Source organism: Actinocorallia aurea (assembly GCF_054783995.1).
On the sequence record NZ_BAAGPQ010000002.1, the window covers coordinates 1,166,246 to 1,180,476 of the forward strand.

At 70.6% G+C, this 14,231-nt stretch carries 16 protein-coding genes; 3 read left to right on the forward strand and 13 right to left on the reverse strand.

Annotation, left to right across the window (positions count from 1 at the left end; genetic code table 11):
- Positions 1-60 precede the first annotated feature (60 nt).
- The 10 genes from ACYVOM_RS05595 to ACYVOM_RS05640 form a co-directional block, all read right to left on the reverse strand.
- Positions 61-1,191, reverse strand: a complete 1,131-nt coding sequence (locus tag ACYVOM_RS05595) for an ABC transporter ATP-binding protein (RefSeq protein WP_460302123.1) — start codon at positions 1,189-1,191, stop codon at positions 61-63.
- A gap of 2 nt (positions 1,192-1,193) precedes the next feature.
- Entirely contained in the window at positions 1,194-2,012 is an 819-nt protein-coding gene (locus tag ACYVOM_RS05600; protein WP_460302124.1) for a carbohydrate ABC transporter permease, read from the reverse strand.
- Entirely contained in the window at positions 2,012-2,896 is an 885-nt protein-coding gene (locus ACYVOM_RS05605; protein ID WP_460302125.1) for a carbohydrate ABC transporter permease, read from the reverse strand. Before ACYVOM_RS05605 ends, ACYVOM_RS05600 begins: the two co-directional genes overlap by 1 nt.
- Entirely contained in the window at positions 2,893-4,146 is a 1,254-nt protein-coding gene (locus tag ACYVOM_RS05610; RefSeq protein WP_460302126.1) for an ABC transporter substrate-binding protein, read from the reverse strand. The genes ACYVOM_RS05605 and ACYVOM_RS05610 overlap by 4 nt, the downstream gene beginning before the upstream one ends.
- 125 nt (positions 4,147-4,271) lie before the next feature.
- Positions 4,272-4,895: a GTP-binding protein gene (locus ACYVOM_RS05615; RefSeq protein ID WP_460302127.1), complete on the reverse strand. Its 624-nt coding sequence runs from the start codon at positions 4,893-4,895 to the stop codon at positions 4,272-4,274.
- Positions 4,876-5,271 carry a DUF742 domain-containing protein gene (locus tag ACYVOM_RS05620; RefSeq protein WP_460302128.1) on the reverse strand — a complete coding sequence of 132 codons (396 nt, stop codon included), beginning with the start codon at positions 5,269-5,271 and terminating at the stop codon, positions 4,876-4,878. The genes ACYVOM_RS05615 and ACYVOM_RS05620 overlap by 20 nt, the downstream gene beginning before the upstream one ends.
- Positions 5,272-5,279: 8 nt before the next feature.
- Complete coding sequence (locus ACYVOM_RS05625) at positions 5,280-5,705, reverse strand: roadblock/LC7 domain-containing protein (RefSeq protein WP_460302129.1); 426 nt, start codon at positions 5,703-5,705, stop codon at positions 5,280-5,282.
- 304 nt (positions 5,706-6,009) lie between these two features.
- The gene (locus ACYVOM_RS05630) at positions 6,010-6,591 is read right to left on the reverse strand and encodes a hypothetical protein (protein ID WP_460302130.1); all 582 of its coding nucleotides are present in this window, start codon (positions 6,589-6,591) and stop codon (positions 6,010-6,012) included.
- Positions 6,592-6,743: 152 nt separating this feature from the next.
- Positions 6,744-7,316: a hypothetical protein gene (locus ACYVOM_RS05635; protein WP_460302131.1), complete on the reverse strand. Its 573-nt coding sequence runs from the start codon at positions 7,314-7,316 to the stop codon at positions 6,744-6,746.
- A gap of 198 nt (positions 7,317-7,514) precedes the next feature.
- Entirely contained in the window at positions 7,515-7,994 is a 480-nt protein-coding gene (locus ACYVOM_RS05640) for a hypothetical protein (RefSeq protein ID WP_460302132.1), read from the reverse strand.
- 374 nt (positions 7,995-8,368) lie between these two features.
- Between ACYVOM_RS05640 and ACYVOM_RS05645 the strand changes: the two genes are divergently transcribed.
- Entirely contained in the window at positions 8,369-9,190 is an 822-nt protein-coding gene (locus tag ACYVOM_RS05645; RefSeq protein WP_460302133.1) for an SAM-dependent methyltransferase, read from the forward strand.
- Positions 9,191-9,193: 3 nt separating this feature from the next.
- Here the strand turns inward: ACYVOM_RS05645 and ACYVOM_RS05650 are convergent, their stop codons facing one another.
- Positions 9,194-10,210 carry a hemolysin family protein gene (locus ACYVOM_RS05650; RefSeq protein ID WP_460302134.1) on the reverse strand — a complete coding sequence of 339 codons (1,017 nt, stop codon included), beginning with the start codon at positions 10,208-10,210 and terminating at the stop codon, positions 9,194-9,196.
- Positions 10,207-11,523, reverse strand: coding sequence for a hemolysin family protein (locus ACYVOM_RS05655; protein ID WP_460302135.1), 1,317 nt, complete (start codon positions 11,521-11,523; stop codon positions 10,207-10,209). The genes ACYVOM_RS05650 and ACYVOM_RS05655 overlap by 4 nt, the downstream gene beginning before the upstream one ends.
- Before the next feature lie 193 nt (positions 11,524-11,716).
- Here ACYVOM_RS05655 and ACYVOM_RS05660 point away from each other — a divergent pair, with 193 nt between their 5' ends.
- Positions 11,717-12,304, forward strand: a complete 588-nt coding sequence (locus ACYVOM_RS05660) for a hypothetical protein (protein WP_460302136.1) — start codon at positions 11,717-11,719, stop codon at positions 12,302-12,304.
- Between the two features lie 186 nt (positions 12,305-12,490).
- Positions 12,491-13,378 (forward strand): sulfotransferase, encoded by an 888-nt coding sequence (locus ACYVOM_RS05665; protein WP_460302137.1) that lies wholly within the window; start codon positions 12,491-12,493, stop codon positions 13,376-13,378.
- A gap of 120 nt (positions 13,379-13,498) precedes the next feature.
- On the opposite strand, the gene ACYVOM_RS05670 is transcribed toward ACYVOM_RS05665, so the two are convergent.
- Positions 13,499-14,173: a response regulator gene (locus tag ACYVOM_RS05670; protein WP_460302138.1), complete on the reverse strand. Its 675-nt coding sequence runs from the start codon at positions 14,171-14,173 to the stop codon at positions 13,499-13,501.
- Positions 14,174-14,231: the final 58 nt, after the last annotated feature.

A 14,231-nucleotide genomic window follows, 5' to 3' on the forward strand; every position in this document is an offset into this window, starting at 1 on the left:
CTCCCGTCGCTTCGGCAGCGCCCGCTCGGTCGCCGGGTGCTGCGGGACGCTGCCTGGCGGTCAGGTGAGGGAGCGGCCGGTGTCGGGGGCGAACAGGTGCAGGGAGTCGGGTGTGTAGACGAGTTCCAGGGGCTCGGCCTCGCGGGCCGGGGAACTCGCGTCCAGTCTGGCGACGAGTTGTGGGGGGCCGCCCTCGGCGGGCCCGGTCGGTGCGCCCGGAAGATCCAGGTAGGCGAACTTCTCCGCGCCGAGTGACTCCACGATGTCGGTGCGGGCCGTGAAGGACAGGGTCGGTCCGCCCGTCGTCGTGTGCGCCACCCGGGCGTCCTCGAAGGCCTCGGGGCGCAGCCCGAGGATTACCTCGCGGGGGGTGCCGTGCGCGTCCAACCCGTCGCGGATCCTTGGCGTCAGGGGGACCTCGCCGAGCACGCTGCGCAAGGAGCCTTCCGACACCTCGGCCGGAAAGAAGTTCATCGCGGGCGAGCCGATGAAGCCTGCGGTGAAGAGGTTCGCGGGGGTCCGGTACAGGGCGTCGGGAGTGCCGATCTGCTGGACCTCTCCCTCGCGGAGCAGGACGATGCGGTCGGCCAGGGTCATCGCCTCGGTCTGGTCGTGGGTGACGTAGACGGTGGTGGTGCCGAGCCGGTTCTGGAGCCGGGAGATCATAGTGCGCATCTGGACGCGGAGCGCCGCGTCGAGGTTGGACAGGGGCTCGTCCATGAGGAACGCCTTCGGGTCGCGGACGATCGCGCGGCCCATCGCGACGCGCTGGCGCTGGCCGCCCGACAGGTTCGCGGGGCGGCGGTCGAGGAGCCCTTCGAGGTCGAGGACGCGGGCCGCCTCCGCCACGCGCCTCGCCGCCTCCTCCTTGGGCGTCTTGGCGAGCCGCAGCGGGAAGCCGATGTTCTCCGCGACGGTCATGTGCGGATACAGCGCATAAGACTGGAAGACCATCGCGATGTCGCGGTCGCGCGGAGCCCGCTCGTTGACCCGCTGCCCGTCGATGCGCAGTTCGCCGGCGGAGATCGGCTCCAGGCCCGCGATCATGTTCAGCGTCGTCGACTTCCCGCACCCCGACGGCCCGACCAGGACGACGAACTCGCCGTCGCCGATCTCCAGGTCGAGTGCCTGGACCGCCACGGTGCCGTCCGGGAACCGCTTCGTGACCCCGTCGAGGACGATCTCCGCCATTCCTACCCTTTCACCGCGCCGGAGGTCAGCCCGGAGACGATCCGGCGCTGGAAGAACAGAACGAAGACCACGATCGGGATGGTGATGACGACGGCCGCCGCGGCGATCGACCCCGTCGGATCCTCGAACTGCGACGCCCCCGTGAAGAACGAGATCGTCGCGGGCGCGGTGCGGGCCCGGCTGGAGGACGTGAGCGAGATCGCGAACAGGAAGTCGTTCCAGCACACGATGAACGCGAGGATCGCGGTCGTCACCACCCCCGGCATCGCCAGCGGCGCGATGACCAGCCGGAACGCCTGGAGCGGGGTCGCGCCGTCCATTCGGGCGGCCTTCTCCAGGTCCCAGGGGATCTCGCGGAAGAAGTTCGCGAGCGTGAAGATCGTCAGCGGCAGCGCGAAGGTGATGTAGGGCAGGATGAGGCCCGGCCAGGTGTCGAACAGGCCGAGCGCCCGTTCGATCTGGAACAGCGGCGTCACCAGCGAGATCTGTGGGAACATCGCGACGAGCAGGCTGACGCCGAGAACGGCCGCCCGCCCCGGGAACTCCAGCCGGGCGACGGCGTAGGCGGCCATCGTGCCTATGGCGATCGCGATGGCCGTCGAGATGAGCCCGATGCCGATCGAGTTGACGAGGCCGCGGGTGAACTCGTCGTCGGCGAAGATGCCCCGGTAGTTGGCCAAGGTCCACTTCGTCGGCCAGAAGGACCCGTCGGTGATCGTCGCCGGGTCCTTGACCGACAGCGAGGCGATCCAGGCGACCGGGACGAGCGCGTAGAGCAGCACGACGACGTCCAGCAGCGCCCATCTGCCGCGCCCGCCCATCAGCGCCGCCCCGTGGGCGCGCTCGCGCCGAGGCCCTTGACGAACACGAACGCGATCACCGCCACGATCGCGAAGATGAGCACCGACATGGTGGAGCCGATGCCGAGGTTCAGCCCGCCGATGAGATTGTGGTAAGCGATCACTGACACCGAGCTCGTGTCCTGCGCGCCGTTCGTGAGCACGTAGATGTTGTCGAAGATGCGGAACGCGTCCAGCAGCCGGAACAGCAGCGCCGCGACGATCGCGGGCCGCATCAGCGGCAGCGTGACGAGCCGGAACCGCTGCCACGGGCCCGCGCCGTCCATCGCGGCGGCGCGCAACGCGTCCTCGGGCACGAGCGCGAGACCCGCCATGAGCAGCAGCGCCATGAACGGGGTCGTCTTCCACACCTCGGCGAGGACGATGACGCCGATCGCCGGCCAGTGCTGGGTGAGCGGCGCGCTCCCCTCGGGCAGGAGGCCCGCGAGCCAGCCGGTGCCGGGCGTCCACGCGTACTTCCAGCCGTAGGCCGCCGCGACGGTGACGATCCCGTACGGGATGAGCACCACGGTACGGACAAGGCCGCGCCCGAAGAGCGTCCGGTACATGACGACGGCGATCGCCATGCCGAGGACGAGTTCCAAGGCGACGCTCACTACGGTGATGAGAAGGGTGACGCCCAAGGCGTTCCACCAGAACGGGCTGGACAGTACCGTCGCGTAGTTGTCGAGCCCCGTCCATGCCTTCTCCTTGGGGAAGCGCAGGTCGTAGCGCTGGAACGACAGCAGTACCGAGTACACGACAGGCCACGCGGCCACGAGGAGCATCACCAGGGCGGCGGGGGCGCACAGCCATAGGCCGAGCCTTCGCTCCGCGCGCTGCCCGTCGTCCCGTACCGCGCTCACGGGAGAACCCCCTTGCTCTGCAGCGCGTCCCCGATGAGCTCTCTGAGGGTCGCCAAGGTGCGCGGCGGGTCGATCACGGCGGGCGGCGAGAGCGTCACCGCGGTCACCGTGGAGACGTTCTGGTAGGTCGGGGTCTTCGGGCGCGGAGCCGCAGTCCGCAGCGCTCGCAGGATCGCGTCGCGCATCGGGTAGGCCTCGGCCATGCCCTCGGCGTCGTAGACGGACTCGATCGTCGGCGGGAGGCCGTCCTTCGTCGCGGCGATCCGCTGGCTCTCCGGATCGCGCAGGCACAGCGCCGCCGCGAACGCCGCCTCCGGATGCGCCGAGTACCGGCTGACGGCGAAGTTGGCCCCGCCCAGCGGCGCCCTTCCCGGCCCGTCGATGCCCGGGTAGGGCGCCCACTTGAAGTGCCGCACCAGATCGGGGCGGCCGGAAGCCATCGCGGCGTACACGAACGGCCAGTTCACCTCATAGGCGGCGCGTCCCGCTTCGACGGCGAGTCGCGCGTCGTCCTCCTTCGTGTTGGACAGCGAAGGGTCGGCGGCCTGGGAGCGGGCGTAAGCGCGCATCACCCTTAGCGCCCGTTCGGCGGGCGGACCCAACGCGACGTGTTCGCCGTCCGGAGTGAGGATGCTGCCTCCGGCGGACTCCACAAGGCTGTTGAACCAGACGACGAGGCCCTCGTACTGCGCTCCCGTCACCTCGCCGTAGTGCGGCTTGCCTTCACGTGCCAACCTTGCGGACTCCTGCATGAGCCCGTCCCAAGTGCCGGGAGGCTCCGGCATGAGGTCGGACCGGTACCAGAGCAGTTGGACGTTCGTCGTGTACGGCGCCGCGTAGAGCCTGCCGTGCCAGGTCGCCGTGTCCAGCGGCTGCTTCAGCGTGCCCTTCACGGCGGCCTCCGCGTGGGCGCCCTTCCACTCCCTGATCCAGCCCGCCTCCGCCAGCTCGGCGGTCCACGTCACGTCGAGGCCGAGCACGTCGAGCCCGGGATCACCGGCGGCCAAACGCCGCACCAGCTGCTCCCGCTGGTCGTCCGCCCCGCGCGGCAGCGTGTTCAGCGCGATCCGGTACGCCCCGCCCGCCTGCTGCTCGCACCGCTCCACGATCCCCGCGAGGTTCTCCTGCGGCGCGTTGTACAGGTTCACCACAGGTGGCCCGCCGTCGCCGCCCCCGCAGCCCGCGCCCGCGACCGCGAGCACCGCGCACGCGGCGGCGTGAAGGCCGCGGCCCCCCTTTCCCCGACGCATCCCACCCCCGCAGTCACCGAGCGTGCCGTGCGGGTTACCCTGACCGCTCGGAGCCGCGCGCAAACCTCCCCGAACGGCGCGGAGCCCCTCGCGCCATCGCGCGAGGGGCTCCGGAACGGCGTCCGCTAGTACGGCGGGCGGGCGGAGAGCGCCGAGGACTCGGGGCTGGTCGAGGCGCCTTCGATGGCGAGTTCCATCAGGGAGATGAGGACCTCCTTGACGGACTCGCGGCGGCGCACGTCGCAGAGGACGACGGGCACGTGGGCGTCGATGTCCAGCGCGTCGCGCAGTTCGTCGGGCGAGTGCCGGACCGCGCCGTCGAAGCAGTTCACGGCGAGGACGAACGGGATGCGGCGGTGTTCGAAGAAGTCGATCGCGCCGAAGCAGTCCTCCAGCCGCCGGGTGTCGGCGAGGACCACCGCGCCGACCGCGCCGTAGGCGATCTCGTCCCACATGAACCAGAAGCGCTCCTGGCCGGGGGTGCCGAACAGGTACAGCCGGAGGCCGTCGGCGAAGGTGAGGCGGCCGAAGTCCATCGCGACGGTGGTGGTCGTCTTGCGCTCGACGCCGGTGAGGTCGTCGACGCCCGCGCCGACGTCGGTGAGGTCCTCCTCGGTGCGCAGCGGACGGATCTCGCTGACCGCGCCGACGAGGGTGGTCTTGCCGACGCCGAAGCCTCCCGCCACGAGGATCTTCAACGCCACGCGCGGGTCGTCGGGGCCGACCGCGTCAGAGTTCTCGTAGGCCATTCAGGACTCTCATCAGTAGCCGGGCGTCGTGCCGCCCGGTGGGGGTCTGCTGCGCTTGCGGCACCTCCTGGAGGAGGCCGTGCTCGCACAGGTCGCCGAGCAGCACGTGCACGACCTTCAGAGGGAGGTCGATCTCGGACGCGAGGTCGGCGATGGTGATGGGCTTGCGGCACATCGCGAGGAGCCTGTGCTGCTCGCTGGTGAGGCGCATGTGGTCGCGGACGGGGTTCCAGGTCGCCACGAGGATGGTCACCAGGTCCAGCCTGACGCCCGACGTCCGGGTCCGTCCCCGGGTGATGGTGTACGGGCGCACGAGCGGGCCGGCGTCCCTGCCGACCCAGCGCTCCTTCGGGCCGCGTTCTCTCGGACCGTCCATGGGGGCTCCTACCTGTAGCCCGCGGCCGGGCGGTGCTCTTGCGGGCGCGGTGCCGCCGCGAGGTGCTGGCGGACCCGCTTGATGAGCATGGCCATCTCGTAGGCCACGAGGCCCGCGTTCTGGCCCGCTCCGGCGAGGACGGCGAGGCAGCTTCCGCTGCCGGCCGGGACGACGAAGAAGAGCTTGTCGTCGATCTCGATGACGGCCTGGCGGACCTGGCGCGCCTTGAAGTGCTCGCGGGCGCCGTTGGCGAGGCTGTTGAAGCCCGCCGAGAGTGCGGAGAGGAACTCCGCGTCGGCCCTGGAGACGCCGCGGGACGCGCCCATCATGAGGCCGTCACGGGAGAGCAGGACCGCCTGGTGCACCTGCTCGACGCGCTCCACCAGATCGTCGAGGAGCCAGTTGAGCTTGGCGGTGGATTCGGGGTGGGTCATGGTTCCTGCCCGTCGTAGTGCTCGGTCGCCGGAGGGCGTCGCTCACTCCCTGCCGCTCGCCTTGGGTCGTCCGCGCCGCACCCGGCCGTCGTGGGCGTGGACCAGCGAGGCACCGCGGACAACTCTGGCTCAGGGTGTTACAGACGCATCTCGCCACGCCATGATTGCCACCCTTAGCGTAGATATCAACGCTTACGCCCCACTCGATGGGTACTTTTCGGAAATACTCCCCAGTAACCGGGACTTGCCACGTTCCAGGGCCCAGATCCGGCCGGCGACCCACGCGGTGCCGAGCCCGTCCGCGTCAGCGCCTGAACCAGACGTCCATCCTGACGGTGACGCCCCCGCTCTTCTGGGAGAGGGACTGGTGGAGCGCCCTCTTCGAGCAGGTGAACGCGCCCTTGACCGGGACGAGGGGCTCCAGGCCTCCGAACTTCAGGGAGGACGCCAGGTTGTAGGTCTCGACCGGGTCGGGGTCGCCGACCTCCCACGCCTTCACCGTCGCCGGACCCTTGGCGGTCTTGCGTTCGACCGCGAAGGTGCCCTTCTTCCCTCCCTTGAAGACACCGCTCAAGGTGAGGGTCTTGCTGTACCTGGCCCAGGTGTCCGTCGTCTGGCCGCCGGACTCCTCGACGGTCGCGGTCAGCCGGGCCGCGTTGGCGAAGTCGTACTTGAGGCTCTTCGCCTTGACGGTGAGCTTCGCGCCCTTGCCGCCCCCTCCGCGCGACGAGAAGCCTGCCCCGGAGAAACGGAACGTGTGCTTGGTGACCGTCCATGTGCCGAGGGCGCACTTTCCTGCCGCGGCCGAAGCCGCGAGGGGAGCCGCGACGACGCCGCTCGCGACGAGCAGTGCCGCGAGTCCTGCCTGACCTAGTCTTGCGAACAAGATCCACCTCTGCTGTCCGGGGAACGACGCGGGCGACCTGCACCGCCCGGTACGAGAAGGTCGCAAGTCTCACCGGAGCGGCAGGGGCCGGGCGGAAGGGACGGGGCCCGCCGAAAACGGGCCCCGTGCAGCTCAGCGCTGGTGCGCGGAGGTCAGCGCTTGTACCAGATGTCGGTCTTGAGCTGGCTGTCGCCGTCCTTCAGCGTGTACCAGAGGTGCAGCGACTTCTTGCCGCAGGTGAACTTGCCCGCGAGCGGCGCGATCGGCTCGTCCTGGTTCTTCTTGTAGGCCGAAACGAGCTTGTAGCTGTCGGTCGGGGTGCCCGGCGTGCCGCTGGAAGCGGTGGCGGTGCCCTTGGCCGAGGAGCCCTTGTACTTGAAGCTGCCGCTCTTGCCGCCCTTGAAGGCGCCGCTCAGCGTGAGGGACTTCTTGTACTGCGCCCAGATCGCGACGTCGACACCGTCGACGGTCGCCTTGGCGTTCACCTTCGCCGACTTGTTGAAGTCGTAGGCCACCGAGCCGGCCTTGACCGTCAGCTTCACGCCCTTGCCGCCGGAGCCCTTGATGGCGATGCCCTCGTCGGTCATGGAGAAGGTGTGCTTGGTGAGCGTCCAAGTGCCGAGCGTGCACGCCTTCGCCTTGGGCGCCGCCGAGGCGACGCCGGGAGCCGCGACGGCTCCGCCCGCGACGAGCAGCGCCGCGAGTCCTACCTGACCGAGTTTCATGGACAAGGCCGACCTCCAGTTGGGGGGAAATGTACTGGAGAGAACCTACTGCCGATGTATGTCAGAAAACGCACTTTTCACAGCTGAACATTACGTAACTTCCGCCCCGCGGGGCCCTGGGAGCACAGAGCGGCACCTCGCGTCGCGCATGGCGACGGCCGCCCCGTGCCGGGGCGGCCGTCGGGTGGTCCGCGCCGGTCAGGAGCGGCGGAACCAGGTGTCGAAGCGCGAGGCGTCCGTCGCGGACTTCGTCTCCAGGACGAGGTGGAGGGACTTGCCGGAGCAGGTGAAGCTGCCGGAACCGAGGGCGATGGTCTCGGGCTTGCCCTTGCGGTAGTTCGGGGCCAGCGGGTACGACGCGTCGGCCCTCGACGAGCCGGCCTTGCCCGTGCGGGCGCTCGCGTCACCGGAGGCCTTGCGCACGTCGGCCCTCAGCAGGCCCTTCTTGCCGCCCTTGATGCCCACCGGGACCGTCAGCCGGCCGGAGTAGGCGCTCCACATCGCGACCGTCGCGGTGCCCCGGGTGCCCTTGCTCACCAGCCGGTGTGAACCCCGGAAGTCCCACGCCAGGGACTTCTTGGCGATGGTCAGCCGCACCCCCTTGCCGCCCGAACCGGTGAAGTCGTAGCCCTCGCCCTTCGCGCGGAAGGCGTGCTTCACCATCGTCCATGAGCCCATGACGCACGATTTCGGAGCCGCCGAAGCACTCCCCTGCACCCCGGCGACGGCCCCCGCCGCCATAGCCGCAATGACCGCCCCGCGCACAACATGTCCGAACAAAACGTCCCCCTCCGTCGGATGGCATGCCCGCAGAAACCTAGTGCCAGGCCGTCCGCCGTGATCGCTGATTTACCCGACCATGAGAAAAGCCGTGCACTGCGGGAGTGGCAGGTGCGGACCATTCACCGCATGCCCGGCAGGGCCCGCCTCCAGCGACGACGCGGCACTTTCCGGTTGTCAAGGGGATGTGGCGCGAACCGGCCACGTTCCCGGCGAGTCGGAGGGTTCGTTATAAGTTGCGAACCTGCGCAGGGGAGAACGGGGGATGTGCAATGGCCGATGACTCGGTGGATGAGGAACGGGCCGCACGTGACCTCGATCGGGCGACGGCGAACATCGCCCGAATGAACGACTATTTCCTCGGCGGTAAGGACAACTTCGCCGTTGACCGGGAAACCGCCGACGCGCTGCTCGCCCTCGCCCCCGAGATCAAACCGATGGCCGAGGAGATGCAGGACTTCCGGCGCCGCCTCGTGCGCCACCTGCTCGCCGCGGGCGTGCGCCGCTTCCTCGACCTGGGATCCGGGCTGCCCACCCGCGACGCCACCCACCAGATCGCCCACGCGGTCGACCCGTCGGCCCGCGTCGTCTACGTCAACGACGACCTCGTCGTCCTCGCCCACGCCCGCGCCCTGCTCGGCGGCGCGGCGGGCACCGCGGTCGTGGACGGCTCCGTCGTCCGGCCGCTGGAACTGCTCGCCGAACCGGCCGTCGGCCGCCTCCTGGAAGACGGCGAACCCGTCGGGGTGCTCGCACTCGGCACCCTCCAGTTCATCCCCGAAGTCGACGGCCCCCGCGAGGGCGTCAGCGCGCTGATGGAGGCCATGCCTTCCGGCAGCCACCTCGGCCTGTCCCATGTCGTCTTCGACGGACGGCCCGACCTCGCCGGACCGATCGTGGAGATCTACCAGGCCGTCCTGTCGACCGAGGAGCCCGGCGCCCGCACCACCGCGGACGTCCTCGGGTACTTCGACGGGCTCGAACCCGTCGCGCCCGGCCTCGTCCACCTGCCGCGCTGGCGGCCGGACAACCCGCTGGCCGCGCGGGCCGCCGACACCGGGTTCATGGTCGGCGGGGCGGCCCGCAAGCCCTGACGGCTAGGCCGGCGCGAGCAGCCTGGTCAGCAGGTCGTCCAGGCTGATCATGCCGGTGATCTCGCCCGACTCGTCCCGCACCAGCGCGAGCTGGCTGCGGTGCAGCCGCAGATCCGCGACGGCGTCCGTCACCGTGACGTCGTGGCGCACCACCGGGATCGGATGCGCCATCGTCTCGGCCTCCGGCGACTCGCCCTTCGCCCTGGCCAGGTACGCCTCCCGCGCGTGGACGACCCCGGCCACCTCGCCGTCCGCGGTGCGCAGCAGGAGCCGGGTGACGCCCGCGCGGGTCGACACGTCGATCACCTCAGGCGGAAGGGCGTGCGACGGGACCGCCACCGCGTCCGCCAGCGGGATCACCAGCTCGCCCAGACCCGTCCGGGGGGCGTCCAAGGCTCGGCTGAGAAGGCTGCGGTCGGCCTCCTCGATGAGGCCGAGCCGACGGGACTCCTCGACGAGATGCCTGATCTGCTCGGGGGTCCGGGACACCTCCAGCTGATCGCGGGGCTCCACCCGGACCAGCCGCAGCAGCCCGTTCGTCAGCCGGTTCAGCACGGTCAGCAGCGGCCGGAACAGCGCCGCGAAACCGCGGAACGGCACCGCGAGCAGCAGCGCCGAGCGCTCCGGCCGGGCGATCGCCCACGACTTCGGCGCCATCTCCCCGACGACCATGTGCAGGAACGTCACCAGTGCCAGCGCGATCACGAACGAGATCGCGTGCGAGACCGCGTCGGCCAGGCCCGCCTCGTGGAACAGCGGGTTCAGCACCGAGGCGATCACCGGCTCGGAGACCACGCCGAGACCGAGCGAGCAGATCGTGATCCCGAGCTGCGCACCGGCCAGCATCAGCGACAGCTCCCGGATGCCCGCGACGGCCTGCGCCGCGGCCCGGCTGCCGCCCTCGGCCATCTGCTCCAGCCGGGGCCGCTTCGCCGCCACCAGCGCGAACTCCGCGGCGACGAAGAAGCCGTTGCCCGCCAGCAGCAGGACGGTGAGGATCAGGCCCGTGGTGAAGCTCATCGCGCGCCCTCCCGCACCGGCTCGGCGGCGGCCTGCACAGGCGCCGACCGCAGCCTGATCTTCTCCGCGACGTGGTGGTCGACCGAGATGACCTCGATCACCAGGCCGTCGGCCTCGATCAGGTCGCCCGTGCCGGCGATCCGGCCGAGCCGCTGCTGGAGCAGGCCCGCCACGGTGTCGTAGTCGCCCTCGGGCAGGTGCAGCCCGGTGAGCTGCGCGATCTCGTCGATCCGCAGCCCCGCGTCGGTGTGCCACCAGCCGTTGATCACGCGGGCGAGCGGCTCGTCCTCGTCGTCCTCGTCGGAGATCTCGCCGACGAGCTCCTCGGCGACGTCCTCCAGCGTGATCAGCCCGGCGAAGCCGCCGTACTCGTCGATCACGCAGGCGAGCTCGTCGCCGCGGGCCTGCATCTGGGCGAAGACCGCGGGCAGCGCCAGCGAGGTCGGCACCACCACGGCCGGCCGGGCCAGATCGCCCGCGAGCCTCGGGTCGCCGTCCGCCACCGGCATCAGCTCGGGCAGGCCGATCACGCCGACGATGTCGTCGACGCGTTCGCCGACGACCGGGTAGTGGGTGTGGCCCTGGCGGGCGATCACCTCGTTGATCTCCGCGATCGTCGCCGACGCCTCGATCACCGTGACGTCGACGCGCGGGACCATCGCGTTGCTCGCGGTCCGGTCGGAGAACACCAGCGCCCGCTCCAGTAGATCCACATGGTCGTGCGCGAGATGCTTCTCCGACTCGCCGATGATGTGGCCCAGCTCCTCCAGCGTCGCGCCGTGGTGCAGCTCCTCGACGGGCTCGATGCCGACGCCGCGCAGCAGCCGGTTCGCCGCCGAGTCGAACAGCACGATCACCGGGCGGGCCAGCTTCAGGTACACCAGCGTCGACGGCGCGAGGAACCGCGCCAGCGTCTCGGGCTTGGCGAGGGAGAGGTTCTTGGGGAAGAGCTCGCCGAGCACCATCTGGATCACGATCGCGAGCACGAACGCCAGACCGAGGGAGATCCCCGCGACCATCGCCGCGGGCACCCCGAGCGGGCCGAGCAGCGGCTCGATCACCCCGGCGATCGCGGGCTTGGCGATGAATCCGACGACCAGCGTGGTCACCGTGATGCCGAGCTGGGCGCCCGACAGCATGAACGACAGGTGCTCCAGCACCCTGACGGCTCTCGCCGCCTTCTTGTCACCCTCTTCGGCGGCCTCTTGCAGGGCCAGCCTGTCGGCGGTGACGTAAGCGAACTCCTGGGCCACGAAGTACCCCGTGGCTGCGGTCAGCAGGACGACCGCGAGAAGACCGAGCGCGACCGTCACCGGCCCACCTCCCGAGCCTTCGGTCGCCCCCGTCTATGACCGGGGTCCGAGTCCACGGACACCAGCCCTCCTCTCCATGTTGTCTCGCCGCCCAGGATAAACGGACACCCGTCCCTCGTGGTGACGACTGATCGCCCGTCTTCTGCAACGCCCGAACAGCCCGATTCCGTCCCAGGGGTGGGAGGTGATCGCCATGGCGGCGTGGAACCGGCGGACGCGGGTCCCCGAAGGGGCGGAGACCACCGCGAGAGCGCGGATCGGAAGGCCGCGGTGGCGGTGGGCCGCGGCGGCGGTCGCGGTGCCTCTGGCGGCCGCCGCGGGGTTCGCGGGGGCCGTTCGCACCGATCTCGTCCCGCGGCCCCCGCAGTGGCCGGAGGCGCTCGGGCCGCCGTACACCGACGAGCGGGGCTGCCCGACGGGCGAGGGCGACGCGATCATCGACTGGGTGCCGTTCCTGCGGTTCGGCGGGCGGCGGTACTCGGCGCAGAGTCCTGACGGGGCGCCGTTCGAGACCGTCGGTGCGAGCCGGATCTCGGAGGTTCTCGGCGAGATCACCTGCAGCGTGCCGTCCACGGGCGCGGGCGGTCTTGAGCGGCCGTCCTACCCCGACGGAACCGCCCCGTTCGTCCCGGTCGGCACTCCCGTGCATAGGCTGCGGGGCCTTCCCGTGGAATGCGCCGTGGTGATGGAACTGCACGGGAAGATGACGGTCTATTACGCGATGGCCCCGAACGCGGACCGGCCTACGAGGGCCTGCCCCGATACACGTCTCACAGAGTGATACGGACTGTCCGCAAAACGGAAGCTTGACATAAGGCGACAACCTGTCAAACGAACCGCGTCGTAATAGTGCGAAATTTATCATTAACGTAGCTATCGCTTGTTCGTGATTCGAGATTTGATGATCATGACGCGAGATCTCCTTGCGCACTCTCCGTGTGCCCGCACCACACATCCGGAGGTCGACATGATCATCTTCGTCAGCGGGTTCAACCGCAGCGGCACGACGGTACTGCTCGAGGCGGTGGCTGCGGCGACCGGAGGCGCTCCCTTCACCGTCGGCGACCTGATCCGGCACGGCTCCCCCGGCATGGCCGCACGGCTGCGCGCGCTCGTCGAGGCGCCCGTGCCCGTCGACCGGGGCGTCGACGCCCGGCCCGTCACGGACGCCACGCCCGAGGAGTACGGCTGGCTCCTGGTCGACCGGAAGGTCTCCGCCCGCGTCACCTCCCGCTTCCACCCGCGCGGCGCCGGCCTGCTGCGCCGGATCGCCACCGAGATCGAGGACCGCGCCGGGGTCGCGGTGCTGAAGAACCCCTCCGACACCGGGCGCGAGGCGCTGCTGCTGGAGAGCTTCCCCGACGCCAGGATCATCCTGTCCCGCCGCCCCGTCGCCGGGATCTGCGGCAGCGCCGACCGCGCCCTCGCCCGCGGCGCCCGCAGCACCGACTACGGCATGGCGCTCACCGACCGCAGCCTCATCGTCCGGCTCGCCATCCGCGCCCAGCTCACCCGCCCGGGCGCCGCCTTCCTCTCCTTCCTCGGCCGCTGGAACCTCCGCCTCCGCGTCTTCGGCATGCTGCGCGCCACCGCCCGCCTCCCCCTCGACCGCGTCGCCTTCCTCGACTACGAGGAACTCGTCCGCGACCCCGCCGAGGCCACCCGCTGGGCCTCCCACATCCTCGACCCGGACCGCCTCGCCAAGGAGTTCTCCCGCTCCCACTCCTTCCCCCGCAACCCCAAACCGCCCTCCTCCCGCATCGACCGCTACCTCGACTCCCGCTGGTCCCGCCTCTGGACGGCCTCCCGCGCCAGCCAGCAGGCCCAGGGCGTCCTCCCCGCCCGGGACCTCTGACCGCCCCGGGCGGCCGTTGGTCTCGTTCGGCCTCCCCGCCCGGCCCCGGGCTGTCGTTAGCCTCGTTCGGGCACGGAAGCCGCATCATAGGCCGCGGCCTCCCCGCCAGCCGGGGACGGATCAGGACTGGTAGCGGTAGCCCATGCCCTGCTCGGTGAGGAGATGGCGAGGGTGGGCCGGGTCTGGTTCCAGTTTGCGGCGCAGCTGGGCCATGTACTGGCGCAGGTAGTGGGTCTCCTTGAGGTAGGAGGGACCCCAGACCGTCTTGAGCAGGTGCTGCTGGGTGACCAGCTTGCCGGGATTGCGCAGCAGGAGCTCCAGCAGGTGCCACTCGGTGGGGGTGAGCCGCACCGGCCCGTCCGGCCCCGTCGCGGTCTTGCCCGCGAGATCTATCTCCACGTCGCCGATGCGGGCGCGCGCCGGCGCCTCCCCTGGCCCGGACCGCCGCGTCACCGCGCGGATCCGCGCGATCAGCTCCTCGATGTTGAACGGCTTCGTCACGTAGTCGTCGGCACCCGCCTCCAGCGCGTGGACCTTGTCGCGGCTCTCGGCCCTGCCCGACAGCACGATCACCGGCACGTCGGTCCAGCCGCGCAGGCCGTGGATCACCTCGACGCCGTCGAGATCCGGCAGCCCCAGATCCAGCACCACGAGATCCGGCTCGAACGTGCCCGCCAGCCGCAGCGCCCCCGTCCCGTCCTCCGCCGTCGCCACCTCGAACCCCCGCGCCCGCAGATTGATCCGCAGCGCCCGCACCAGCTGCGGCTCGTCGTCCACCACGAGAACCCGCGTCATGACCCCTCCGCCCCCACACCCCCCGGGATCGCCCCGGGCCCACGCCGAAATGCTATGC

Excerpts from the sequence above, each read along its gene's own strand:
- ACYVOM_RS05635 (WP_460302131.1), bottom strand. The coding sequence starts at position 7,316 with ATGAAACTCGGTCAGGTAGGACTCGCGGCGCTGCTCGTCGCGGGCGGA.
- ACYVOM_RS05610 (WP_460302126.1), bottom strand. The coding sequence starts at position 4,146 with ATGCGTCGGGGAAAGGGGGGCCGCGGCCTTCACGCCGCCGCGTGCGCG.
- ACYVOM_RS05670 (WP_460302138.1), bottom strand. The coding sequence starts at position 14,173 with ATGACGCGGGTTCTCGTGGTGGACGACGAGCCGCAGCTGGTGCGGGCG.
- ACYVOM_RS05645 (WP_460302133.1), top strand. The coding sequence starts at position 8,369 with ATGGCCGATGACTCGGTGGATGAGGAACGGGCCGCACGTGACCTCGAT.
- ACYVOM_RS05615 (WP_460302127.1), bottom strand. The coding sequence starts at position 4,895 with ATGGCCTACGAGAACTCTGACGCGGTCGGCCCCGACGACCCGCGCGTG.
- ACYVOM_RS05665 (WP_460302137.1), top strand. The coding sequence starts at position 12,491 with ATGATCATCTTCGTCAGCGGGTTCAACCGCAGCGGCACGACGGTACTG.
- ACYVOM_RS05600 (WP_460302124.1), bottom strand. The coding sequence starts at position 2,012 with ATGGGCGGGCGCGGCAGATGGGCGCTGCTGGACGTCGTCGTGCTGCTC.
- ACYVOM_RS05620 (WP_460302128.1), bottom strand. The coding sequence starts at position 5,271 with ATGGACGGTCCGAGAGAACGCGGCCCGAAGGAGCGCTGGGTCGGCAGG.
- ACYVOM_RS05625 (WP_460302129.1), bottom strand. The coding sequence starts at position 5,705 with ATGACCCACCCCGAATCCACCGCCAAGCTCAACTGGCTCCTCGACGAT.
- ACYVOM_RS05650 (WP_460302134.1), bottom strand. The coding sequence starts at position 10,210 with ATGAGCTTCACCACGGGCCTGATCCTCACCGTCCTGCTGCTGGCGGGC.
- ACYVOM_RS05640 (WP_460302132.1), bottom strand. The coding sequence starts at position 7,994 with ATGGGCTCATGGACGATGGTGAAGCACGCCTTCCGCGCGAAGGGCGAG.
- ACYVOM_RS05595 (WP_460302123.1), bottom strand. The coding sequence starts at position 1,191 with ATGGCGGAGATCGTCCTCGACGGGGTCACGAAGCGGTTCCCGGACGGC.
- ACYVOM_RS05660 (WP_460302136.1), top strand. The coding sequence starts at position 11,717 with ATGGCGGCGTGGAACCGGCGGACGCGGGTCCCCGAAGGGGCGGAGACC.